This is a genomic window from Actinocorallia herbida (assembly GCF_003751225.1).
Lineage (GTDB): Bacteria > Actinomycetota > Actinomycetes > Streptosporangiales > Streptosporangiaceae > Actinocorallia > Actinocorallia herbida.
In genome coordinates this window covers 6,274,791-6,295,734 of sequence record NZ_RJKE01000001.1, presented here as the reverse complement: position 1 = coordinate 6,295,734, position 20,944 = coordinate 6,274,791, and the positions used below count along the sequence as shown (strand labels likewise).

Sequence of the window (20,944 nt, the reverse complement as noted above, 5' to 3'; positions counted from 1 at the left end):
CTCTCCGTGGGGGACTTCGGGACGCGGGTCAGGGATGAGGGTCAAGGGATGAGGTCGTCCAGCACCTCGGGGGCGAGCCCGAGAGCCGTGGTCATGCCGATGCCGGAGGTCACCGAGACGACTCGGACGCCTTCGGCGGGCGTGGCGATCAGGAAGGGCTCGGGTGCGGACGCGTAGACGCCGCGCCAGCGTTCCCGGACGGTCAGGGAAGGGGCGCCGAGCAGCTTCGCGGTCTCGGCGAGGACGAGGTCGTCGAGTTCCTCGGCGCGGTAGGGCGGGACGTCGGCGGCGTAGGCGTGGGTGTCACCGATCGTCAGGTCGCCGTCGGGGAGCCGGGTGAGCATGAGGTTCACGCCCGCGTCGAGCAGGCGGGGGCTCTCGCGCTCGAACCGCGCGCGGACGTCGGCGAGGGACGGGCACGCGGTGAACCCGTCGTAGCGCAGCAGGGACAGGCCGGTGAGGACGGCGGGCTCGATCTCCCGCGGGTGCGGCTCGCGGACCCGCAGCATGTGCAGCGAGCAGCGCCGCACGCCCGCGTCGGCGGCGAGGCCGGGGAAGTGCCGGTCCACGTCGTGGCCGACCGCGACGACGACGTGCCGGGCGCGGACCGTCCCGCGCGACGTGCCGACCTCGCCGGGCTCGATCGTGTGCACCGAGGTCGACCAGTGGAAGCGGACGCCGCGCGCGGCGAGCGCGGCGGCGAGCGCGGGCGCGGCCTGGCGCGGGTTGACCCGGACGTCGAGGGGGAGGAAGGCCCCGCCCACGACGCCGTCTCCGAGCGGCACCCGCGCGTGCGTCCCGTCGGCGTCGAGGAGGTGGACGAGCCCGGGGCCGCGCAGTTCGGCGAACTCGCGCAGCACGGCGAGCTCGTCCTCCGCCCTCGCGACGACGACGGTGCCGCTCGGCCGCACCCAGACGCCGTCCTCGGCGAGGTCCAGCCAGATCCGGCGGGCCGCCATCGCGTAGCGCAGCGCGGCGCCGTCCTGGGCGGTGGCGCAGCCGTGGCCGAAGTTGCGCACCGACGCGCCCAGCGGGCGGGCGTCCCGCTCGACGACGGCGACCGTGAGGCCGCGCTCGACGGCCGCGCGGGCATGGGCGAGGCCGACGACGCCGGCGCCCACGACCACGAGGTCCACCTGGTCCAGAAGGGTGCGCAAACTTGTCATGACAAGAGCGTCCCGAGGGCGTCCCCCGTGCGTCAACAGTCTCGGCGCGAATACGCGCCACGTTCACTTCACGTTAAGGAGGCCAACCTCAAACGGCGAGATGCTGCTCCGGTGAAGGGGCTGCCACCTGTATAGTCAAGTCCATGGAGCTTCCCATGCACGAACGGATCGCGGTCGAGCTGCGGCGCCTGATCGCCACCGGCGACCTGGCCGTCGGCGAGCCGGTCCCGTCCGAGGCGCAGCTCTGCGCGCAGTGGGGCGCGTCGCGCGGGCCGGTCCGCCAGGCGCTCGCCGCGCTGCGCACCGAGGGCATGATCGGCGGCGGCCGCGGCAAGCCGCCCGTCGTGCTCCGGCAGTCGCTCGGCCAGCCGTTCGCGACCTTCATGTCGTTCTCGCGCTGGGTGCACGGGCTAGGCCGCACCCCCGGGCAGCGCACCCAGGAGATCGCCCTGCGGCCCGCGACCGCCGACGTCGCCGACGCGCTCGACCTGGAGGAGGGCACCCAGGTCGTCCAGCTCCTGCGGCTGCGCCTCATCGACGACGCGCCGACCATGCTGGAGCGGACCACGTTCATCGAACCGGTCGGCCGCCTCCTGCTGGACTTCGACTGCGACTCCGGCTCCCTGTACGCGCACCTCGCCGCCCAGGGCGTCGACATGTCCCTGGCCCGGCACCACATCGACGCGGTCGCCGCCGACGCCACCGACGGCCGTCTCCTGGACGTCGCCGAGGGCTTCCCGCTGCTGCGGGAGAGCCGGATCGCGCGCAGCGCCGACGGCCGCCCCGTGGAGTACTCCGACGACCGCTACCGGCCCGACAAGGTCGGCTTCACCATCGAGAACTCCCAGGCCGCGCAACCCGCGCTGCTGCGGAGCTGGCAGGCGTCCTAGCGCGCCGGAACGGAAGGCCCCCCAATGATCGAACTCGCCGCCTTCGATGTCGCCGGCACGACCGTGCAGGAGTACGGCGCCGTGTACGTCGCCCTTCGGGAGGCCGTAGAGGCCGCGGGCGCGACGCCCGGCACGGGTGACATCGACCGGTCGATGGGCGCGGACAAGAGGGAGGCGATCCACGCGCTCCTCGGGGGTCCGTCGCCGGAGACCGTCGAGGACGTCTTCGCCGACTTCCACCGAAGGCTGACGTCCGCCTACGCGGCCCGCAAGCCCGAGCCCCTTCCCGGGGTGGAGAAGGCGTTCGCCGTACTGCGCGCGGCGGGGGTGAAGGTCGCGCTCACCACGGGCTTCGACAGGTCGATCACCGAGGCGCTGCTCGGCCTCCTCGGCTGGGACTCCGCGGTCGTCGACGCCGTCGTGTGCGCCGACGACGTGGCGGCGGGCCGTCCCGCGCCGTACATGGTCTTCCGTGCGATGGAACTCACACGGGTGCACGCAGCCTCCTCAGTGCTCACCGCGGGTGACACCGTGCTCGACCTCCGTGCCGGGACGAACGCGGGCGCGGGCTTCGTCGTCGGCGTGCTCACGGGTTCGATGAACGCCGCGCAACTCGGGGGTGAACGGCACACCCACCTGCTCCCCGGCGTCGCCGACGTGCCCGCGCTGCTGGGCCTGGGCGGGTGATACGCGGGGTTCCGGGTGGTCTAGTCTGCGTCGGACGATCACGAGGAGAGGAGTCGGTCATGGCGGACAACGGGGGATCGAGCCTGGGGCTCGAGTCGGCGCCCAACGCACGGGACCTGGGCGGCTACAAGACCGCCGACGGCCGGTCCGTCCGGCCCGGCCTGGTGCTCCGGACCGAGGCGCTGCACCAGCTCACCGACGCCGACCAGGCCCGCCTGCGCGCCCTCGGCGTCCGCGACGTGGTCGACTTCCGGGGCGCGCCCGAGATCGCCATGAGCGGCGAGGACCTCCTGCCCGACGGGGTCTCCTACCACCACCTGCCCGTCGTCGCCGAAGACCACGACATCTACACCCTCATCGCCCCGCTCGTCACCGACCCCGACCCGGCCCTCCAGCGGCAGGTGCTCGGCGACGGCAGGGCCGAGGCGATCATGGTCGACCTTTACCGCTGGTTCGTCAGCGACGCCGAGGCCCGCGAGCCGTTCGCCCGCGCCCTGCACCTCGTCGAGCGGGCCGAGAAGCCCGTCCTGTTCCACTGCACCGCGGGCAAGGACCGCACCGGCTGGCTCGCCGCCCTGCTCCTGACGGCACTCGACGTCCCCCGCGAGACGATCCTGGCCGATTACCTGCTCACCAACGAGCGCCAGCGCAGCCTCGCCGACCTCTTCCAGGGCCACGGCAGCCCCATCGACCCGGCCCTGCTCGCCCCCCTGCTCGACGTCCGCGCCCCCTACCTCGAAGCCGCCTTCGACCAGGCCGACAAGGAACACGGCTCCGTCGAGGCCTACCTCACCGACGTCCTCGGCGCCGACCCCGACCGCCTGCGCGCCCGCCTCCTCGCCTGAGCCGTCAACGGCCCTCGAACCACTCGAGGAACTCGGAGTTCCCGAACATCCGCGCTGCCTCCCGCGCCGTCGGCGTCCCCGCGTCCGGCGACGCCCCCGCCTCCAGCAGCACCCGCACCACCTCCGCCTCCTTCTTGAACACCGCCCCCGCGAGCGGACTCTGCCCCCGATCGTTCTCCCGCCCGGCGTCCGCCCCGTGCTCCACCAGCATCCGCGCCGTCCCCGCATGCCCGTGATACGCCGCCAGCATCAACAGCGTGTCCCCCGCCTGATTCGTCAGATCCACCGGAACCCCCGCCTCCACATAAGCCCGCAGCAACTCCGTCTCCCCACTCCGCGCCAACCCGAACACTTTGGTCGCGAACTCCTCGACCTCTTCCGCATCCCCCATGCCCCCATCCTCCCCCGGGCCACCGCCGCCCATCCCCGCGGGTGGCGACACCACCGTCGATCGCGAACCCCAGCGCGCTCACACCTGCGGCCCGCCCTCCCCGGGACCTCCTGTCGGCCGTCCGCCTTCCTCGCGAGCTCGTACGCCCTCCGTCCTGTCGCGGCGCAGACAGGACGTCGGTGCGGGCGGTATCACCCGAGGTTGTTGCGCTGCCGGACGAGGTTCGCGATCGCGAGGATCTTCGGGCGCCCGGTCGCTCTGAACGACAGTCCGTGTCGAAAGATCTCGGGTATCCAGTACTGGTCGTCCTCGCGGAACACGACACCGTTGGCCGAGAGGATTGCCAGATCGTCACTCGAGAGCTGCACGGCCTCCGCCTCGAAGGGGATTCTCTTCAAGTCCGTGCTCAGATCCCTGAGGTGCCTCAGCAGGTTGCCGACTTCCGGACTCTCCACACTGATCGCCTCGATCTTCTCCGCGCTGCAATGGACGAGCGCCGTCCGCATCGCGGCGGGAGCCAGAAGACGGTCCATCCAGCGGGTGTCCCCCTCCGACAGACGTGCGGACTCTTTGAGGAAGGTGACGATGTCGCGTGCCTGGATCTGGCCGTTGAAGTCCGAGAGCGCGGCGAGGAACCATCCTTCGGAGCGGGCCTCGCGAGACCGGGTGGAACCCATCTTCTCCCCCCATACGGGAAGGAGGAGTTCGCTGAGTTTCTGGTCATTCGCCGCTGCCACCTCCTCAGAAGTGAGAGACGGCAGTGCCGAAGAACGCTGGACCACCCAGAGTGCGAGCCGCATGGCCTCAGCGGGGTTCCACTTGAGTTCGTACTCGCTGTGCCGGGCGAAGAACTGTCCATAGTTCTGCTTGATCGCGGCCTGGACCAGATCCCGTCGCACGAAGACCACAAGTCCGAGTGGACGGCCCCGGAGGCTGCGCAGCCAATCGAGGCAGTCGACCAGGAGCACGCGTAGGGCCTGTTGCGCTGAACGCTGTGAGAAATCCTGAAGGAGATCTTCCAAGCCGTCGATCAGGAAGATCCGGCTGGCGGACTGGCCCAGCCTCGCCAAGTCGTCCTCCACCCGTTCGGGAGAAGAGGAGATTCCCAAAGAGCGGGCCATGCAGGTGAGCCAGACCTTGCGCCACTCTCCATCAGAGAGATCCGTGCGAAGCGCGTCGTCGATGATCTCGCGCAAGTCGAGTTGAGAGGCGGGCTCGGTTCCCGGCGCGGTGACGGAACCCCGCTGAATCTCACTGATGCGGCTGAGTGTGACCTCATTGAGGTTCTTCGAGACGAAGACGGGAACGAGAGGCGCATCCAGGGTGACCCCTTCGACACGCACACCCTTCGCGTACTCTTGCCAGGTCCGGCGAAAGCACATCTGCAGCTGGGTGAAGGTCTTCCCGGAGCCTTTGGCGCCCACCACGACGGACAGCGGTGGCTCGGTGCGGTGGGCGGTCAGCAGGTTCTTCAGTGACTCGGTCGCGAGGAAGTCCGTGTCGTCGGCGGTCTCGGCGTACGCGAGCTGTTCCGCGAATCCCCGGAGGGCGCGGCGTCGTACGAGAAGGTCTTCCTCCGCCGTGTGGTCGGAAGGGGGAGACGGAACGCTGTGGTCCAGGCCGTTGGAGATGCTCAGCGAGTCGACAAGGGGTGCGAGCGCGTCCGCCAGTCGCTGGCGGCGGATCACCTCGATGACCTCGTCCCAGGACAGGGGCAGCGCGAGCAGGGACTCCTGAAAGACGCTGAAGAGCGGCTCGAGGGCGAGGTCGCTGTCGATGGTCAGGTCGTCGTCCGACAAGGACGGCACGAGGGACTTGGCGATCGTGTCACGGAGCTGGGCGGCGGAGCGGACCGCCAAGTCGCCGTGCCCGTGCTCACGGAACTGCGTGATGAGTGCGGCGGGGGCGGGATCAGTGGGCCGGCTCGGAGCTCGCCTACCGAGTTCCTGAATGGTGCGAAGCGTTCCCCGCAGCGACTGGTCGCTGATCGTGGTGACGAAGGTCCGCTGTACCCGGGGGTCGAGGAGGATGGGGGCGGAAAGCTCGCTGCCGCCTGCCCGTAGGTCGATGAGGACGGTCGAGGCGCCGAGCCGGTAGGCGAGCTCCGCGAGGGAATCGGTCAGGTAGTAGATGGACCGGTCGGGTGTCAGAAGGTCCGTGGGCTCCAGCCGTGGAGGGGAGATGTCCGCCAGGGATCGACGCGTCGGCATGACGATCACGTCGTCGAGTGTCTGGTTCGGCAGGAACGCGGCACCGAGGTGGACCGCTTCCTCGGGTCGGCCGTCCTCCGAGGAGTGCAGGAGCGCCAGGAAGTCCTCGAAGCTGAAGTCGACCCGTCGCCCCTGAGCGGAGAACATCCAGGTGATGCCCGGCGCCTCGAGGTCCGCGTCGACGAGGAGAACACGTCGGCCTTGCCTCGCGACCGCGTCGGCGATCGCCACACCGTGCAGTGTTCTGCCCACCCCGCCCTTGAAGGAGTGCAGAGCAGAGATCCGGACATTTTCGGCGAAGGGCCGGTCTGGTGGTGGAAGCGGCCTGCCGAGGTCGGCGACTACTCGTCTCTCCCTCCACCTCGGCTCACGCCGGAAATCGCTGGGTACCTCTCGGGAGATGGTGACCGGTAGCAGTCTCTTCGACGGATGCCCTGGCACGTCGTCGAGCCTGAGCGCTGCACCCGCGACATGGTGGACCACGGATCCGACGCCGAACCTGTCACCGAGCCAGGACAGGACCGCCGAATCGGACGTGGATGGGTCGACCGACAGTTCCAGGCCGTCCCAGAAGGCGTCGCCTTCCAGAAGCCACGAGGGCCAGTCCTGTCTGGCCGCGAGTGCCGTGAGATGCGCGTCGACGTCCACCCAGGTGTAGAGACGTTCGGGGACGGCAGAATCCTCCGGCACGATCATGTCCTCACTTCTGTCGCACACCAGGCCATCAGGTCACGGAGGACGGCGACCGCCGCCTTCTCGTCGTCCGCACGAAGTGAGTGCCCATATCGCCAGGCCTGGTGCAGGTCGCGGAAATCGACCTGCGTCTCGCTCTGTCGTCGACCGGCGCATGGCTGCATCTGCGCGCTGTAGCGCGGCGGCAGCTTCAGCTCTTTGGCCAGCCGGCGGAGGTCGTGGCTGCGCAGGTCTCCCTGGAGCTGCGCGCTGGAACGCAGTCTCCCGCGCCTCATGACGGCCGCCTTGAGTCCGCACTCTGCCCCGTAGAAGAGCAGCAGCGCTGCCTGCGGACCTTCGTCGAGGGAACGAGCGGCTCGACATAGAGCGGCAAAACTCGCGCGTAGTTGCGCGTCTCCGACGTCTACTGCCGCGGAAGGAAAGATTAGTGCAGCAGAGAGTGACGGGTCGGTGAAATCCCGATCCTGGGCGGCTGGTCAGGTGGTGAGGGGAGGCGGACGGTCATGATGAGGTGGCAGGGGGTCGGGTCGGTGGCTCGGTAGGTGGGGGGGGGTCGCCGTTGGTGAGGGGGTGGTCGGCGGTGTCGACGGTGAGGGTCATCCGGCCGGAGGTGATGGTGAGGGTTTCGGCGACGCTGGGTTGGTGGGGGTTGCCCTGGGCTGCTCCCTGGCCTATGGGTGCGCCGACTTCCTGGGCGGACTCTGCGTCCGCAAGGCCCATGTGCTGCGCACGGTCGTCGCGGCCCTCTACCCGGACGGGACGGTCCTGCTCGCCCGCTCCGCGCTGCACGAGCGCGTCGGCCGGGGGACAGCTCCGGCCTCGGCGCCGCGGCCGTCGCCGTCGGCCTCCTCGCCCTGTCCTGACGATCAAGGAGTCCGCACATGTTCATCCAGCCCTGGGACGCGAGCCTGGACGAGGCCGAATGGCGGTCCTGGATCGCCGACGGCCACGACTTCGGGCAGCTGTCCGTCAACGGGCCGCCCGGTGAGCCGCCCGTCGTCGTGCCCACCCACTTCAGCTGTGACGGGGCCGACCTGCTGGTCCATCTGGCCAGGCCGAACCCGGTGTGGAAGGCGATCGACCACGACCCGAACGTCGTCATGAGCGTCATCGGCGACTACGCGTTCGTCCCCGGCCCGTGGCGCGCCCCGGCGGGCACCCCGCCCGTCGAGGGAGTCCCGACCAGCTACTACGCGGCGGTCCAGTTCGTCTGCCGCGCCCGGATCATCGACGACCCGGAGGCCAAGGCCGAGCTGCTGCGCCGCCAGCTCGCGCACTTCCAGCCCGCCGGGGACCACGCCGTCGTCGCCGTGGACCGGCCGCCGTACGGGCGGATGCTGCCGGGCATCCGCGGCCTGCGCCTGGAGGTCGCCGAGGTCCGCGCGAAGTTCAAGTACGACGATCACAAGCCCGTCGAGCACCGCGAGGCCGTCGCCGACCACCTCGTCGAACGCGGCGAGGGCCTCGACGCCCCGGCCGCGCGCCAGCAGCAGCGGCGCCTGGACCGCATCGGCACCTGGAAGCCCTGACAAACGACCCGAAAGGGAACCGACCCTGACCACCGAATCCGCGACCCGTCCGAGCGCGTGGGAACGGCTCGACGGCGCGTCCATCGCGCCCGAGCTCGCCGCCCCGCGCCCCGATCACCGCGTCCCGCTGATCGCCGCCGACGCCTGGCCCCGATGACCGCCGAGGCACTCCAAGCCGCGGGCCAAGCCCTCGTGGACGCCCTGCGCCGGTCCAGCCCCGCCGCCGAGTTCGCCACCCGTCTCCTGAGCGCCGAGGACGCCGCCTGGTCGGGTCAGCAGGGGACGCCCGGGGCGGCGGCGGTGGCCCGGAGGAGGTCGCGGAGCAGGGAATAGTCGATCTTGGCCGGACCGCGGAAGCGGAGGCACGCCTTGCCCATGTCGTGCGGGGCGAGGCGGTCGGCGAAGGCGGCGCGGACGTCGGTGCGCAGCAGGTAGAAGGAGATGTACTGCTTCTGGGACGCGAACGCGATCTCCGCGCCGTTCTCGCGGGCGTAGGCGGGCATCCCGTAGGACATCTCCTCGGTGAAGCCTGGCAGCTCGGCCAGGCAGAGGTCCCGGATCCGCGCGACGGCCTCCCGGCGATCCCCGGGGAGCTCGGCCACGTAGGCGTCGACGGTGGAGGCGCTGCTCTGGACCATGCCCAGAGGGTAGGCGACGCCACCGACAGATCGTGGCCGCCGCCTACGCGGGCGAGAGCTCGATCATGACCATGCAGACGGCCCCGGCGTAGAAGACCGCGGCGGGGAGGCACCGGGGGACGGCCCGGCCTGGGTTCCGGATCGTCCTGGTGCAGCACCGTCAGGGGGTAGGTGACGCTCGCGACGCGGCTGACCCGCGGGTATCGGGCAGGTGGGGAGGATCGGGGCGGGGGCGGGGGTCGGATGCCGGGGTGGGGGAATGTTCGGCGGCGGATCTGGTTCAATCCGTTCATGACGATGCAGCAGGACCCGGCGACGGTGCGGTTCAGTCCCGGGCAGGAGATCTTGCATCGGCAGTTCACGGGGGAGCGGCTCGTCTATGTGCGGGCCGTCCGGGTCGTCGCCCATGACGAGCTGGGCCTCAGGCTGTGGATCCCGCGGAACACGCCGATGTCGGCGACGATGACGTCCGATGGGCGCGGCCTGCGCGACATGCCCTTCGCCGAGTGGGTCCACGTGGAGCGCGAGCTGACGCCGATGCGCTGGACCGGCCCGGACATCTTCATGTACACCCCGCCGGACTCGGGCCACTCGGTGATGTTCTTCTGGTACCCGAAGGACCAGTTCTTCGGCTGGTACGTGAACCTTGAGGAACCGGGTGTCCTCTGGCAGGACGAGAACGCCGCGGGAATCGACATCACCGACCAGGATCTGGACATGTGGGTCAACCGCGACCTGTCCTGGTCCTGGAAGGACGAGCACGAGCTCGAAGAGCGCCTGAACTACCCCGACCACTACTGGGTCGCCGACGCCGACGCCGTCAGGGCCGAGGGACTGCGCGTCGCCCGGCAGATCGAGCAGGGCGCGTTCCCCTTCGACGGCACCTGGTGCGACTTCCGCCCGGACCCGTCCTGGGACCTCCCGCGCGACCTCCCGGCCGGCTGGGACCGCCCCAGGGTCCGCGGGTAGTCGCGTTACAGGCACGACGGCCAGTATGGCCATGCCCTAAGTGACTGAATTGTCACCTTGTGTCGCTGGCCCTCCGGGCGGTGTAGTGGGGCCTGCGGGCGGCCGGGCCGCCTGCGGGACCCCGTACCGCACCAGGAAGAGGCGCCATGATCGTGAACAACGACGTACCGATGCGGCGAACGGCCATCGACCGCCAGATCACCGCGTGCAAGGGCGCCCCGCTGCCCGACGACGACCTCCTGGACGGCCACCTCCGGAGCCTCCTCGACGAGGCGGCCAGCGCGATCTCCGGGATCGAGTTCGGCGAGGCGACGAACGGGCAGCCCGCCCAGATCACCGCCGAGCGCCCCGGTTACAGCTCCACCTTCGACCCGGCCTACGTGTCCGCGACCGGCGAGCCGAGGGCCTTCCGCACCTCGGCGCTGCTGCACGAGATCCTGCACGCCTCCTGTGACCGCGCCTACGTCAAGCCGGACATCCAGGAACTCGACTTCTGCAACTTCCACGTCGTCGTTCCCGCTCCCGTCACCGACCAGGCGATCATCGCCGAGCTCAAGGGGCAGCGCGAGACGGTCACCGCGAACATCGGCAAGGCCGGCAAGGCCCTGGAGGCGGACCGCGGCAGGCTCATCTCCGACACCACCCGCGCCCACCTGAACGCGCGCTTCACCTACGCCCTCGCCCTCCCCAACGTCCACTACGACACCGTCCTCTTCGAGCTCCTCGTGTACCTGGCCCTCCAGAACGCCCAGGCCAGCCCCACCTTCCAGTTCCTCAAGAAGCTCTCCGTGGAGGCCGCCGACCGCCGCGGCGACGACTCCGGCCGCATCCAGGCGATCTGATCCTCCGCACGCCGCGGGCGCGTGCCGCGCTCGACCGGGACGAGCCGCTCGTGGGCGGTGCCGGCGTCTTCCTGGACGAGGACCGTCCCGCATCGCGGGCGAGCCGAGGTGAAGAGGGCGGGCGCGGGGTTCGCGCACCCCGCGCCCGCTCAAAGGCATCACGGGACCAGCAGAACCCGGCCCAGCGCGGCCCTGTCGTCGAGCAGCCGGTGCGCCTCGGCCGCCTCGGCGAGCGGCACGGTGGCGTGCACGGCGGTGGTGAGCCTGCCTGCGGCGAAGTAGCCGGCGAGCTCGTCCATTTCCGCGCGCGCCCGCTCGGGCCTGGCCGTCCGCCATGCCGTCAGGTTGAAGCCCGCCAGGGACTTCAGCGCGAAGAGGCTCGTGACCGGTACGGAGATCAGGTCACCGCCGGCCGCACCGTAGGTCACGGCCCGGCCGTACGGCGCCAGCACCTCGAAGCTGCGCTGCAGGATGTCGCCACCGACCGCGTCGAGCACGATGTCGACCCCGCCCGGCACCGCCGCGCGCACCTGGTCGGTCCAGTTCTCCTCGGTGTAGTTCACCGTGACGTCGGCGCCGTGCTCGCGGGCGAACTCCAGCTTGGCGTCCGAACCGGCGGTGGCGACCACCGCGCCGGCCCCGAGCAGCTTCGCGATCTGCACGGCGAGGTGCCCGATGCCGCCGGCCGCGGAGTGCACCAGTACCGACTCACCGGGGGTGAAGTCGCCCGTCCGCAGCGCGCGCAACGCGACCGGCGCACCCATCGGCAGCATGGTGGCCGAACCGTTGTCGATACCCTCGGCCACCTTGACGACCCACTGCGCCGTGGCGAGCACGTAGTCGGCGTAAGCGTCCTCCGCCACAAGGGCCGCGACCCGTTCTCCGACCGCGAATCCCTCGACGCCCGCACCGACGGCCTCGACGGTGCCGACGACGTCCCCGGTCGGCTTGCCCGGCAGCGGCCGCTGGAAGATCGCCCCCGCCTCCGGCCCCTGCCGGTACTTGGTGTCGACGAAGTTGGCGCCGATCGCCTCCGTCTTGACGAGCAGCTGCCCCTCACCGGGAATCGGCACCTCGGCCTCCTCGACCTGCAGGACCTCAGGTCCCCCGTACTCGTGGTAGCGGACGCGCCGCATGACGACCCCTCTTTCCCGGGCTAAAGTGGACCACCAGTCAACTTGTGACGAACGTACTGGACCGCCGGTCCAGTTGTCCAGGAGGTTCCTCGATGACGGAAGTCAGACGCGAACGCGCCGACGCGGCCCGCAACCGCCGCGAGATCCTGCGCGTCACGGAGGAGCTCCTGGCCCGGTACCGCCCGGAAGAGATCTCCATGGAACAGGTCGCCGCGGCGGCGGGCGTCGGCAAAGGCACCGTGTTCCACCGCTTCGGCAGCCGCATGGGCCTCATGCAGGCCCTGATCCAGGACCGCGCGCTGGCCCTGCACGATGCCGTCGTCTCCGGCCCGCCTCCGCTGGGCCCCGACGCCGACCCCCGGTCGCGTCTCCTCGCGTTCCTCGACGGCATCGTGGACGTGGTGGCCCGCAACAAGGGCCTGCTCGCGGCCCTCGGCCACGCCGTCACCACCACCCAGCACCCCAGGGCGGACGACGACCATCCTGTCTACCGCTTCTGGCACGGCCACCTCAGCATGTTGCTCGCCGAGCTGCGCCCCTCGCTGGATGCCGAGCTGGTGGCGCACGTCCTGTTGTCGACGCTGGGCAATGAGCCCATTCTGCGACTCCTGGAGAAGGGAGAGGGGGAACGGCTGGCGGTCACCTTGCGGCTGATGGCTACGACCCTGCTGGATGCGTGATCCAGCCGGCCCGGCCGAGGTCGTCGGGCTTGCGGGGCGTGGAACGCCGTCGCTCAGACGGTGTGATCCGCCGCACGCCGCGGCGGGCCTTGACCTGAACCGTGCTTGATGTCCGAGTCTCGGACCATGACGAAAACGGGAGAAGAACGCGCGGCCGTCCTCGCCTGGATCGAGGAGCGGTCGCGGCCGGTGGCCTCGGTGGACCCTGCGGCCCCTCTCGACGACCTCCGGCCGCTGCTGTCGATGGTCGGCGACGCGTCGGTCGTCGGCTACGGGGCCGGGACGCGCGGCGCGCACGAGCTGTTCGACCTCCAGACGCGGATCGCGCGGCTCCTGGTCGAGGAGGGCGGGTTCCGGGCCGTCGCGTTCGAGGTGGACCGGGGGTTCGGCCTCCGGCTCGACGAGTACGTCCGCACCGGCGAAGGGGATCTGCGGGCCCTCCTGAAGGCGGCCCCGCCGTTCACCGCCACCGAGGAGGTCTTCGGCCTCCTCACCTGGATGCGCGCCTTCAACCGGGACCACCGGGAACGCCCGGTCCGTCTGGTCGGGCTGGCCCCGCACGCCCTCGACGTCGCGCTGCACGACGAGATCGTCGACCACCTGCGGACCGTCGCCCCTTCACGCGCGCGGGAGGTCGCGGATCTCTACGCCGGTCTCCGTCCCGGCCCGGACGAAGGCCCCTGGGCCTATGTGGGCCGGGTCCGGAGCGGCGCCGACCGAGGGGCCTGGGCGCGCCGCGCCCGCGCCGCCCACGCGCTGGTGGCCGAGCTGACGACGGACTCCCGGATGGTGTGGAACGCCGCCCTCATCGTCCAGTTCCATGAGTTCCACGACCACGACCCGTCGCCGAACGATCCGCACCACATGGCCTGCCTCGAACGGTGCTTCGCCGAGAACCTCACCTGGTGGCAGGGGCACCTCGGCGAGAAGGTCCTGTGGTGGACGTCCAGTTCGCACTCCTCCAACGGTCCGGGAAGGGCCATGAGCTTCCCGCCCGCGCCGCCCCGCACGCTGCCCAACGCGGGCGGATTCCTCCGTGAACGCCTCGGATCCGGCTATGTCTCGATCGGGCTGACCTTCCGGGAGGGTGAACTCGCCTCGTACACGGAGGCGGGCGACCACCGGGTCCCGGAGGCCGCCCCCGAACTCTTCGAGTCCTACCTCGGCCCCGGTGACTTCCTTCTCGACCTGCGCGGGTCCCGTCCCCCCGCCGTCGCCGCCTGGCTCGCCCGGACGGCCCGGTTCCGCGCCATCGGCCCCGTCTACGATCCCGCGAACGACGCGGCCCACCACATGACCGGCGGCGCGCCGGCCGACTGGTTCGACGTCCTCCTCCACCTCCACCACGTCACCCCTGCCCGTCGGCTCCCCTGAGCGGCGCGCGGCTGGGATCATGGTGTCCGGCGCCGCTCGGACCCTCCTCCTTCGCCGCCCCCTGAGTCCCGCAGCCTGAGGAGCACCCATGCGCGTCATCGTCTTCGGAGCGTCTGGAATGGTCGGGCACGGCGCGCTGCGCGCCTGCCTCCGCGACGACGACGTCACCGAGGTCGTCGCCGTCGTCCGGGCCCCGCTGCCCGAGGCGCATCCCAAGGTGCGGCAGCTCGTGCACACCGACTTCACCGACTACAGCGCGGTCCTGGACGCGTTCGAAGGGCTGGACGCCTGCCTGTACTGCCTCGGCGTCTCCGCCGCGGGACTCGGGGAGACGGAGTACACCCGGGTCACCTACGACTACGCCCTCGCCGCGGCCCGCGCGCTGCACGCCGCGAGCCCCGCGCTGACCTTCGTCTACGTCTCCGGCGAGGGCACCGACTCCACCGGCAAGAGCCGCCAGATGTGGGCCCGCGTCAAGGGCCGCACCGAGAACGACCTGCTCGCCATGCCGATGCCCGCGTACATGTTCCGCCCCGGCTACATCCAGCCGGTCGGCGGCGCGACCTCGAAGACCCCGCTCTATCGGATCCTGTACCGCCTCACCGGCGGCCTGTACCCGCTCCTGCGGCGGGTCTTCCCCCGCTGGGTCACCACCAGCGACGCCGTGGGGAGCGCCATGCTCGCCGTCACCCGCCTGGACGGCGACGGCCCCAAGATCCTGCGCAACCCCGACATCAACCGCCTCGCCGAGGCCGCGCCCGACGCGACGCCGCACTGACACGCGCATGGCGGACGACCCGCGGTTCCGCCGTGACGCCGGAGGCCGCCACCACCGCGCTCGGCGTCCTCGCCGCGCTCGGCACCATCGTCTACGAGGACTTCCAGCCCAAGGGCCGCCATCACCGGAACGGCGAAGGGCCCGCCGCGTGCTGCGGCGGGCCCTCGCGCGTGGGTTCCCGGGGCGCGCGGAGGCCCCGGGAGTCCGGGTGTCAGGGGGTGAAGACCAGGGAGACGTTGTGGCCGCCGAAGCCGAAGCTGTTGGCGACGGCCGCGCGGACCTGCGTCTCGCGGGGCGCGCCGACGGCGACGTCCACCTTGATCTCCGGGTCGATCTCGTTCAGGTTCAGCACGGCCGGGATGATCCCGTCGCGGACCGAGAGCATCGCGCTCATCGCGCCGAGCGCGCCGCTCGCGCCGATGAGGTGGCCGGTCATCGACTTGGTGGCGGTGACGACCGGGTGGGTGCCGAGCGCCGTCGCGATCGCCTCGGCCTCGGCGACGTCGCCCTGCGGGGTCGACGTGGCGTGCGCGTGGACGTGGTCGATGTCCAGCGGGGTGAGCCCGGCGTCGGTGAGCGCCATGCCGATCGCGCGGGTCTGGCCCTCGGGGTCGGACGCGGTGATGTGCGCCGCGCTCGAGGTGATCCCGGAGCCGGCGACCCGGCCGTGGATGCGGGCGCCGCGCGCCTTGGCGAACTCCTCGCTCTCCAGGACGATCACGGCCGCGCCCTCGCCCATGACGAACCCGTCGCGGGTCACGTCGAAGGGGCGGGAGGCGGTCGCGGGGGAGTCGTTGCGGGTCGACAGCGCCCGCATCTGGGCGAACGCGGTCATCGTCAGGTGGTGGACGCAGGCCTCGGCGCCACCGGTCACGACGACGTCGGCCTTGTTCAGCCGGATGAGGTCGGCGGCGAAGGCGATCGCCTCGGCCCCCGCGGCGCAGGCGCTCACCGGGGTCCGCGCGCCGCCCTTGGCGCCCAGCTCCATGCTGACGTAGGCGGACGGCCCGTTCGGCATGAGCATCGGGATCGTGTTCGGCGAGACCCTGCGGGCCTTGCCGTCGAGGATCATCTCGTACTGCTCGAGCATGGTGATCGCGCCGCCGATGCCGGTGCCGATCACGACGGCCAGGCGCACCGGGTCGACCTCGGGCTCGCCCGCGTCCTTCCAGGCCTCGCGGGAGGCGACCAGGGCCATCTGCTCGACGCGGTCGAGGCGGCGGGCCTCGTGCCGGGGGATCGACTCGGTCGGCTCGACGAGCAGCCGTCCGGCGATCCTCGAGGGAATCTCGGCGGCCCACTCGTCCTCGATGAGGGTCACGCCCGACTTGCCCGCGAGCAGCGCCGCCCACGTCGAGGGCAGGTCACCGCCCAGCGGGGTGGTCGCGCCGAGGCCGGTGACGACGGCTTCACGCATGCTGTCTCCCGTATAGATCGCACAAACGACGTTCGTTGGCTGGCGAACGGCGTTCCATCCTGAGACCCGAGTTTGCCAGGGAAGAGGCCGCATGGCCTTACAGATCATCGACCAAGCTGACCCATGGGCCTTTGTAGGTTCACCACAAGGCTGGGTCAATCACGATTGGTTTTAGAATCTCCGGTGTGGACATCGAAGCGATCGCCCTCCTCCAGGACCCCGTCCGGCGCCGCCTGTACGAGTTCGTCGCGGGCGCCGGGGCCGACGTGGACCGGAACGAGGGCTCGGCGGCCGCGGGGATCTCCCGTACGCTCGCCGCCTTCCATCTGGACAAGCTGGTCGAGGGGGGGCTCCTCGACGCGGTCTTCCGCAGGCCGGAGGGCCGCGCGGGGCCGGGGGCGGGCCGTCCGGCGAAGTACTACCGGCGGTCCGAGGGCGAGTTCGCCGCCAGCGTGCCGCCTCGGGACTACCGGGGCGTCGCGTCCCTGCTCGCCGAGACGGTCGCCGAAGCGGGGCTCGATGAGCAGGCCGTCGAGGCGGCGCGGGAGGCGGGCCGCGCAGGGGAGCGAGTGCCTTTGGTGGAGGCGCTGCGGGCGCGCGGCTATGTGCCGCTGGAGAAGGACGGCGAGGTCAGGCTGCTCAACTGCCCGTTCCACACGCTCGCCGAGGAGTTCCCGCCGCTGGTCTGCGCGATGAACCTCGCGTTGCTGGAGGGCCTGGCCGACGGGACGCCCTGGACGGCCCGGATGGCCCCCGGGGCGGGCCGGTGCTGCGTCGCACTTTCTAAAACCAATGAACTTTGACATATTGGGACCCATGCAGATCGCCGTCGTCAATGTCGCCCGTGCCCTCGCCCCGACCGACTCACCGGTCCTGGCCGCCTTCATGGCCGGGCTCGAACCCGTCAACGCGCTCGCCGACTCCTCGCCCGGGTTCGTCTGGCGGCTCGTCGACGAGTCAGGGGAGGACGCGACCTCGCTTCGCCCCTACGAGGACGACCTCATGATGATCAACCTCGCCACCTGGGAGTCCGTGGAGTCCCTCTTCGACTTCACCTACCGGACCGCCCACCTGGAGTTCCTCCGCCGCCGCAGGGAGTGGTTCGAACACCTCGGCGAGCCCGCCGTCGCCCTGTGGTGGGTCCCCGACGGCCACCGGCCCACCCCCGAGGAGGCGGTCTCCCGGCTGGAGCACCTGCGGGCGCATGGGCCGTCACCTGAGGCGTTCACCTTCCGCGACCGTTGCCCGGCCCCGTCCCCGAGGATCTCCGTCTCCTAGACTCGGCCCGTGACCGAGGACGAAAGGCGTCTGCTGCGAGCGCGCGCACGGGACGAACTCCGCCCGGCCGTCCTGGGCGTCGTCGCCTTGGGCGGCGCACTCGGCGCGGTCGCCCGCTGGGCCCTGGTCGGCCTCTTCCCCGAGACCGCCTCCGCCTGGGCCATCTTCGGCGTCAACCTGAGCGGCGGCCTCCTCATGGGCGTCCTCATGGCCCTGGTCACCGACCTGCCCGCCCTCCCCGAACTCACCAGGCCCTTCCTGGGCGTAGGCGTCCTGGGCGGCTATACCACCTTCTCCACCTACGTCGCCGACGCCCTGGACCTCCCCGGCGCAGAGGCCCTCGCCTACCTGGTTCTCACCCCGGTGGCGGCTCTGCTGGCGGTGGCCGTAGGAGTCCGACTCGCCCGAGCGGCCCTACGCCGATGACCCTCCTCCTGGTGGCCCTGGGCGGCTCCCTGGGCGCCCTCCTCCGCTACCTCACCGACCGCCTCATCCACTACCGATACGCCCCCGCCTTCCCCTGGGCCACCTTCACCGTCAACGTCACGGGCTCCGCCCTCCTGGGCCTCCTCCTCGCCCTCTCCCCGAACGACGGCGTCATGTCCTTCGCCGCCACCGGCGTCTGCGGCGCCCTCACCACCTACTCCACCTTCTCCTACGACACCTACCGCCTCGCCACCGCCGACCGCCTCCCCCTCCGCGCCACCACCTACACCCTCACCACCATCACCGCAGGCCTCCTCGCGGCCCTGGCCGCCCACCACCTCGCCTCCCCCCTCTGACGCGAGGCCCACGACCCGCTAATCCGACCTTCTCCGGTCGTCGGCCTTCCGGGGACGGGGAACCTCGGCGGGTCCCCCGCCCCGTCGTCCGGGCGATCAGGCGAGGCTTTGGGCGCCGTCGATGGTGAGGATCTGGCCGGTGATGTAGGTGTTGGACATGAGGAGGATGGCGGCGGCCGCGGCCTCTTCGGGGGTGCCGTAGCGGCCCAGGGGGGTGGTGCTGCCGGCGGCGGCGATGGCCTCGTCGGTGGGGAGGCCGCCGAGGGTGCGCATGAGCGGGGTGTCGAACGAGCCGTAGCGGACGGCGTTGACGCGCAGGCGGCGCGGGGCGAGTTCGACGGCGAGGGCGGGGGCCAGGGTCTCGACACCGCCGATCGCGGCGGCGGCGCCGCTCACGCCCGGGATGGGCCGGATGGTGAACAGACCCGAGGTCAGGGTGATCGAGCCGCCCGCGGGCAGGCGTTCGGCGGCCACCCGCGCGGCGGCGAGCGCGGCCCAGACCCGGCCGTCGAAGGCGGCGCGGACGCTTTCGGCGGTCAGCGTCTCCAGCGGGCCGCCTCCGGTGAGGCTGCCCGCCGTGAGCAGGACGTGGTCCACCCGGCCCGCCAGGTCGAAGACGGCGCGGACGGCGTCCTCGTCGGCGGCGTCCGCGGTCGCGCCGAGGACGGTGCCCGCCGCGTCTCCGGCGGAGACCTCCGCGACGGCGGAGTCCAGCCGGTTCCGGTCGCGGCCGACGAGGACGACGCGGGCGCCGACCCCGTGCAGGAGGCGCCCGGCGGCGAGGCCGATGCCCGAGGTGCCGCCGAGGACGACGACGGTCGAGCCGGCCAGGCCGTCGGGCAGCGGGGAGCGGACGGGGGCGGGCGCGAGTGCGGTGACGCTCATGGAAGTTCCTCCTGAATAAACCATCCGGTTGGTTTAAACCTTGGACCCGCTCAGGCGAAATGTCAACCGGATGGTTTATTCTTTCGGCATGAGCTACGACGCCGAGGAGACCCGCCGCCGCATCTTCCTGGCGGCCTCGGCGGAGTTCGCCGCGCACGGCCTCGCCGGCGCGCGCGTCGACCGCATCGCGACCGCCGCCAAGGCCAACAAGCAGGCGATCTACCTGTACTTCGGCAACAAGGAGGCGCTGTTCGGCAGCGTCGTCCAGGCCAAGGTCGACGAGGTGTGCCACGCCGACCTCCTCGACCCGGCGGCCGCGGGGGAGAGCGTCGGCCAGCTCTTCGACTGGTACCGCGAGCACCCCGACCTGATCCGCCTGCTCCTGTGGGAGGCCCTGGAGACCGCCGGCGGACCCGTCGTCGGTGAGGCCGAACGCCGCGAGGGCTACGTCGCCGTCGTCAACGACCTCGTCGAGGGCGGAGCCGCCGACGCCTTCCCCGAAGGCGAGCCCCGCACCCGGGCCGCCCAGGACTGGATGTTCACCCTGCTCGGCCTCGTGGCCTGGAACTTCGCCGTCCCCCAGCTCTGCCGCCTGGTCCTCGACGAGCAGGACCAGGAGATCGCCCTGGACCGCCGCCGCGCCACCCTCGTGGAGACCGTCCGCGCCCTCACCGCGGCCCGCACCCCCGCCGGACCCTGACGCCCGGGAGTCCCGCGCTCAGGGAGCGGGAAGGACGAGGTCGCCGTCCGCGACGGTGATCGTGCGCGGATCCCGCCGGGCGATCCGGGCCTTCTCGCCCTCCCCGACGACGGCGTAGGCGTTTTCGTAGCGCGCGGCGGGGCCGGTCACCTCGAAGCCGATCGGGGCGGCCGCCTCGGGGCGGGTCTCGCTCGACAGGTCGAGGGCGGACGTCCGGCCCCGCGAGGAGACGACGAGCCGGGCGAGGAAGCGGCAGTGCCGGGCCGAGGTGAAGACGACCTCGAACCTGTGCGCCTGGAAGGCGTCCAGGGGCAGGCCGGGGAAGGGCGTGCCCGGGGAGTCCAGGCGCGTCGCCGACGGCTCCGGGGCGTCGAGATCGACGGTGAGCCCGACGACGGGCTCGCCGGTTCCGGCGCCTCCGGCATGCGTGACGAGGAGGGTGCCCGCGACCGGGGCCTCGCACCGGAGGTGGTCGACGCGGACGCCCTCCACCCTGATCGGCGCGTCCAGCGCGAGGAGCGTGAACAGGCTCGCGGTCCGCGCCCCGGGCGCCGCGTGGCCCAGGATCGCCAGCGCGCGCGCTGCGGGGTCGGCAGTGGGCGGGATGCCGTCGAGGTCGGGGACGAGGGTGTCGCTCGCGTACCAGGTGTCGCCGTGCCACAGCCTGCCGACGCCGGGCGAGAGTTTCGCGACGGGCCCGGTCGGCCGTTCCTGTTCGGTGGGGCGGTCCGGGACGTCGAGGACCCGGAAGGCGAGTCCGGCGACCACGGCGCACGTGACCGCGGCGCCGAGCGCCCGCACACCGCGCGATTCCGCCAGGGAGCGGGCGAGGCGCAGCCATCGCGGCGGCTCGCGGTCCGGTCCGCCGCCCGCCAGAGGTTCGGTCCGCCAGCCCTCGGGGTCGTCCACCGCCGCCTCCCGCCTCGTTGGCCGCGAGCCTAGAGCGGACCCCGCGTAAGGTCCACAGGCAGACTTGCCGGGAATTTGACCCGTTCGGGTCTTCGTGTGGACGCGTACGTGGCAATACCCCCTCAGCAGGGCAGATGCCGCGTCA

At 71.5% G+C, this 20,944-nt stretch carries 23 protein-coding genes; 14 read left to right on the top strand and 9 right to left on the bottom strand.

Translation table 11 applies throughout. The annotated features are described in order from the left end of the window. Nucleotides 1-41: 41 nt before the first annotated feature. Nucleotides 42-1,166 carry a TIGR03364 family FAD-dependent oxidoreductase gene (locus EDD29_RS28695; protein WP_123667435.1) on the bottom strand — a complete coding sequence of 375 codons (1,125 nt, stop codon included), beginning with the start codon at nt 1,164-1,166 and terminating at the stop codon, nt 42-44. Nucleotides 1,167-1,309: 143 nt separating this feature from the next. Between EDD29_RS28695 and EDD29_RS28690 the strand changes: the two genes are divergently transcribed. The 3 genes from EDD29_RS28690 to EDD29_RS28680 are packed head-to-tail and all read left to right on the top strand — an operon-like array spanning nt 1,310 to nt 3,588. Then, nucleotides 1,310-2,056 carry a GntR family transcriptional regulator gene (locus tag EDD29_RS28690; RefSeq protein WP_123667434.1) on the top strand — a complete coding sequence of 249 codons (747 nt, stop codon included), beginning with the start codon at nt 1,310-1,312 and terminating at the stop codon, nt 2,054-2,056. A gap of 24 nt (nt 2,057-2,080) precedes the next feature. Beyond that, nucleotides 2,081-2,743, top strand: a complete 663-nt coding sequence (locus tag EDD29_RS28685; protein ID WP_123667433.1) for a phosphonatase-like hydrolase — start codon at nt 2,081-2,083, stop codon at nt 2,741-2,743. Nucleotides 2,744-2,802: 59 nt separating this feature from the next. Beyond that, complete coding sequence (locus EDD29_RS28680) at nt 2,803-3,588, top strand: tyrosine-protein phosphatase (RefSeq protein WP_123667432.1); 786 nt, start codon at nt 2,803-2,805, stop codon at nt 3,586-3,588. Nucleotides 3,589-3,592: 4 nt separating this feature from the next. Here the strand turns inward: EDD29_RS28680 and EDD29_RS28675 are convergent, their stop codons facing one another. The 3 genes from EDD29_RS28675 to EDD29_RS44995 form a co-directional block, all read right to left on the bottom strand. Beyond that, complete coding sequence (locus EDD29_RS28675) at nt 3,593-3,979, bottom strand: ankyrin repeat domain-containing protein (RefSeq protein WP_123667431.1); 387 nt, start codon at nt 3,977-3,979, stop codon at nt 3,593-3,595. A 191-nt stretch (nt 3,980-4,170) separates the two neighbouring features. Then, complete coding sequence (locus EDD29_RS28670) at nt 4,171-6,885, bottom strand: KGGVGR-motif variant AAA ATPase (protein ID WP_123667430.1); 2,715 nt, start codon at nt 6,883-6,885, stop codon at nt 4,171-4,173. Beyond that, nucleotides 6,882-7,157, bottom strand: a complete 276-nt coding sequence (locus EDD29_RS44995) for a hypothetical protein (RefSeq protein ID WP_148086126.1) — start codon at nt 7,155-7,157, stop codon at nt 6,882-6,884. The genes EDD29_RS28670 and EDD29_RS44995 overlap by 4 nt, the downstream gene beginning before the upstream one ends. 606 nt (nt 7,158-7,763) lie before the next feature. Between EDD29_RS44995 and EDD29_RS28655 the strand changes: the two genes are divergently transcribed. Beyond that, entirely contained in the window at nt 7,764-8,411 is a 648-nt protein-coding gene (locus EDD29_RS28655; protein ID WP_123667428.1) for an FMN-binding negative transcriptional regulator, read from the top strand. 272 nt (nt 8,412-8,683) lie between these two features. Here the strand turns inward: EDD29_RS28655 and EDD29_RS28650 are convergent, their stop codons facing one another. Next, nucleotides 8,684-9,049, bottom strand: coding sequence for an iron chaperone (locus EDD29_RS28650; protein ID WP_123667427.1), 366 nt, complete (start codon nt 9,047-9,049; stop codon nt 8,684-8,686). 291 nt (nt 9,050-9,340) lie between these two features. Between EDD29_RS28650 and EDD29_RS28645 the strand changes: the two genes are divergently transcribed. Together EDD29_RS28645 and EDD29_RS28640 are read left to right on the top strand one after the other, a co-directional pair. Then, a complete protein-coding gene (locus EDD29_RS28645) occupies nt 9,341-10,018 on the top strand; it encodes a DUF402 domain-containing protein (protein WP_211359969.1) in 678 nt (225 codons plus the stop codon). A gap of 146 nt (nt 10,019-10,164) precedes the next feature. Then, complete coding sequence (locus tag EDD29_RS28640; RefSeq protein ID WP_123667426.1) at nt 10,165-10,860, top strand: hypothetical protein; 696 nt, start codon at nt 10,165-10,167, stop codon at nt 10,858-10,860. A gap of 158 nt (nt 10,861-11,018) precedes the next feature. Here the strand turns inward: EDD29_RS28640 and EDD29_RS28635 are convergent, their stop codons facing one another. Beyond that, a complete protein-coding gene (locus EDD29_RS28635) occupies nt 11,019-11,996 on the bottom strand; it encodes a quinone oxidoreductase family protein (protein ID WP_123667425.1) in 978 nt (325 codons plus the stop codon). Between the two features lie 92 nt (nt 11,997-12,088). Here EDD29_RS28635 and EDD29_RS28630 point away from each other — a divergent pair, with 92 nt between their 5' ends. From EDD29_RS28630 to EDD29_RS28620, 3 genes are all read left to right on the top strand, one after another. Further along, nucleotides 12,089-12,676: a TetR/AcrR family transcriptional regulator gene (locus EDD29_RS28630; RefSeq protein WP_123667424.1), complete on the top strand. Its 588-nt coding sequence runs from the start codon at nt 12,089-12,091 to the stop codon at nt 12,674-12,676. Between the two features lie 126 nt (nt 12,677-12,802). Further along, nucleotides 12,803-14,050, top strand: a complete 1,248-nt coding sequence (locus EDD29_RS28625; RefSeq protein ID WP_123667423.1) for an erythromycin esterase family protein — start codon at nt 12,803-12,805, stop codon at nt 14,048-14,050. 88 nt (nt 14,051-14,138) lie between these two features. Further along, on the top strand, nt 14,139-14,828 hold the full coding sequence (locus EDD29_RS28620; protein WP_123667422.1) for an NAD-dependent epimerase/dehydratase family protein: 690 nt from the start codon (nt 14,139-14,141) through the stop codon (nt 14,826-14,828). 211 nt (nt 14,829-15,039) lie between these two features. On the opposite strand, the gene EDD29_RS28615 is transcribed toward EDD29_RS28620, so the two are convergent. Further along, complete coding sequence (locus EDD29_RS28615) at nt 15,040-16,245, bottom strand: beta-ketoacyl-[acyl-carrier-protein] synthase family protein (RefSeq protein ID WP_123667421.1); 1,206 nt, start codon at nt 16,243-16,245, stop codon at nt 15,040-15,042. A gap of 185 nt (nt 16,246-16,430) precedes the next feature. Between EDD29_RS28615 and EDD29_RS28610 the strand changes: the two genes are divergently transcribed. Genes EDD29_RS28610 through EDD29_RS28595 form a run of 4 tightly spaced genes read left to right on the top strand, consistent with a single transcriptional unit; the run spans nt 16,431 to nt 18,305 of the window. Further along, nucleotides 16,431-17,048, top strand: a complete 618-nt coding sequence (locus EDD29_RS28610; RefSeq protein WP_342774447.1) for a helix-turn-helix transcriptional regulator — start codon at nt 16,431-16,433, stop codon at nt 17,046-17,048. 13 nt (nt 17,049-17,061) lie between these two features. Further along, the gene (locus tag EDD29_RS28605) at nt 17,062-17,523 is read left to right on the top strand and encodes a DUF3291 domain-containing protein (RefSeq protein WP_123667419.1); all 462 of its coding nucleotides are present in this window, start codon (nt 17,062-17,064) and stop codon (nt 17,521-17,523) included. Nucleotides 17,524-17,532: 9 nt separating this feature from the next. Next, nucleotides 17,533-17,949: a fluoride efflux transporter FluC gene (locus EDD29_RS28600; RefSeq protein WP_123667418.1), complete on the top strand. Its 417-nt coding sequence runs from the start codon at nt 17,533-17,535 to the stop codon at nt 17,947-17,949. Further along, nucleotides 17,946-18,305 (top strand): fluoride efflux transporter FluC, encoded by a 360-nt coding sequence (locus tag EDD29_RS28595; RefSeq protein WP_123667417.1) that lies wholly within the window; start codon nt 17,946-17,948, stop codon nt 18,303-18,305. Before EDD29_RS28600 ends, EDD29_RS28595 begins: the two co-directional genes overlap by 4 nt. 96 nt (nt 18,306-18,401) lie before the next feature. Here EDD29_RS28595 and EDD29_RS28590 read toward each other — a convergent pair whose 3' ends face one another. Continuing rightward, a complete protein-coding gene (locus tag EDD29_RS28590; RefSeq protein WP_211359966.1) occupies nt 18,402-19,190 on the bottom strand; it encodes an SDR family oxidoreductase in 789 nt (262 codons plus the stop codon). 88 nt (nt 19,191-19,278) lie between these two features. Here EDD29_RS28590 and EDD29_RS28585 point away from each other — a divergent pair, with 88 nt between their 5' ends. Continuing rightward, nucleotides 19,279-19,890, top strand: coding sequence for a TetR/AcrR family transcriptional regulator (locus tag EDD29_RS28585; protein ID WP_123667415.1), 612 nt, complete (start codon nt 19,279-19,281; stop codon nt 19,888-19,890). A gap of 18 nt (nt 19,891-19,908) precedes the next feature. Here the strand turns inward: EDD29_RS28585 and EDD29_RS28580 are convergent, their stop codons facing one another. Then, complete coding sequence (locus tag EDD29_RS28580) at nt 19,909-20,799, bottom strand: hypothetical protein (RefSeq protein WP_123667414.1); 891 nt, start codon at nt 20,797-20,799, stop codon at nt 19,909-19,911. Nucleotides 20,800-20,944 lie beyond the last annotated feature (145 nt).

What these genes read in the sequence shown, in the direction of transcription:
- EDD29_RS28695 (WP_123667435.1), bottom strand. Translation starts at nt 1,166, where the DNA reads ATGACAAGTTTGCGCACCCTTCTGGACCAGGTGGACCTCGTGGTCGTG.
- EDD29_RS28690 (WP_123667434.1), top strand. Translation starts at nt 1,310, where the DNA reads ATGGAGCTTCCCATGCACGAACGGATCGCGGTCGAGCTGCGGCGCCTG.
- EDD29_RS28685 (WP_123667433.1), top strand. Translation starts at nt 2,081, where the DNA reads ATGATCGAACTCGCCGCCTTCGATGTCGCCGGCACGACCGTGCAGGAG.
- EDD29_RS28680 (WP_123667432.1), top strand. Translation starts at nt 2,803, where the DNA reads ATGGCGGACAACGGGGGATCGAGCCTGGGGCTCGAGTCGGCGCCCAAC.
- EDD29_RS28675 (WP_123667431.1), bottom strand. Translation starts at nt 3,979, where the DNA reads ATGGGGGATGCGGAAGAGGTCGAGGAGTTCGCGACCAAAGTGTTCGGG.
- EDD29_RS28670 (WP_123667430.1), bottom strand. Translation starts at nt 6,885, where the DNA reads ATGATCGTGCCGGAGGATTCTGCCGTCCCCGAACGTCTCTACACCTGG.
- EDD29_RS44995 (WP_148086126.1), bottom strand. Translation starts at nt 7,157, where the DNA reads ATGAGGCGCGGGAGACTGCGTTCCAGCGCGCAGCTCCAGGGAGACCTG.
- EDD29_RS28655 (WP_123667428.1), top strand. Translation starts at nt 7,764, where the DNA reads ATGTTCATCCAGCCCTGGGACGCGAGCCTGGACGAGGCCGAATGGCGG.
- EDD29_RS28650 (WP_123667427.1), bottom strand. Translation starts at nt 9,049, where the DNA reads ATGGTCCAGAGCAGCGCCTCCACCGTCGACGCCTACGTGGCCGAGCTC.
- EDD29_RS28645 (WP_211359969.1), top strand. Translation starts at nt 9,341, where the DNA reads ATGACGATGCAGCAGGACCCGGCGACGGTGCGGTTCAGTCCCGGGCAG.
- EDD29_RS28640 (WP_123667426.1), top strand. Translation starts at nt 10,165, where the DNA reads ATGATCGTGAACAACGACGTACCGATGCGGCGAACGGCCATCGACCGC.
- EDD29_RS28635 (WP_123667425.1), bottom strand. Translation starts at nt 11,996, where the DNA reads ATGCGGCGCGTCCGCTACCACGAGTACGGGGGACCTGAGGTCCTGCAG.
- EDD29_RS28630 (WP_123667424.1), top strand. Translation starts at nt 12,089, where the DNA reads ATGACGGAAGTCAGACGCGAACGCGCCGACGCGGCCCGCAACCGCCGC.
- EDD29_RS28625 (WP_123667423.1), top strand. Translation starts at nt 12,803, where the DNA reads ATGACGAAAACGGGAGAAGAACGCGCGGCCGTCCTCGCCTGGATCGAG.
- EDD29_RS28620 (WP_123667422.1), top strand. Translation starts at nt 14,139, where the DNA reads ATGCGCGTCATCGTCTTCGGAGCGTCTGGAATGGTCGGGCACGGCGCG.
- EDD29_RS28615 (WP_123667421.1), bottom strand. Translation starts at nt 16,245, where the DNA reads ATGCGTGAAGCCGTCGTCACCGGCCTCGGCGCGACCACCCCGCTGGGC.
- EDD29_RS28605 (WP_123667419.1), top strand. Translation starts at nt 17,062, where the DNA reads ATGCAGATCGCCGTCGTCAATGTCGCCCGTGCCCTCGCCCCGACCGAC.
- EDD29_RS28595 (WP_123667417.1), top strand. Translation starts at nt 17,946, where the DNA reads ATGACCCTCCTCCTGGTGGCCCTGGGCGGCTCCCTGGGCGCCCTCCTC.
- EDD29_RS28590 (WP_211359966.1), bottom strand. Translation starts at nt 19,190, where the DNA reads ATGAGCGTCACCGCACTCGCGCCCGCCCCCGTCCGCTCCCCGCTGCCC.
- EDD29_RS28585 (WP_123667415.1), top strand. Translation starts at nt 19,279, where the DNA reads ATGAGCTACGACGCCGAGGAGACCCGCCGCCGCATCTTCCTGGCGGCC.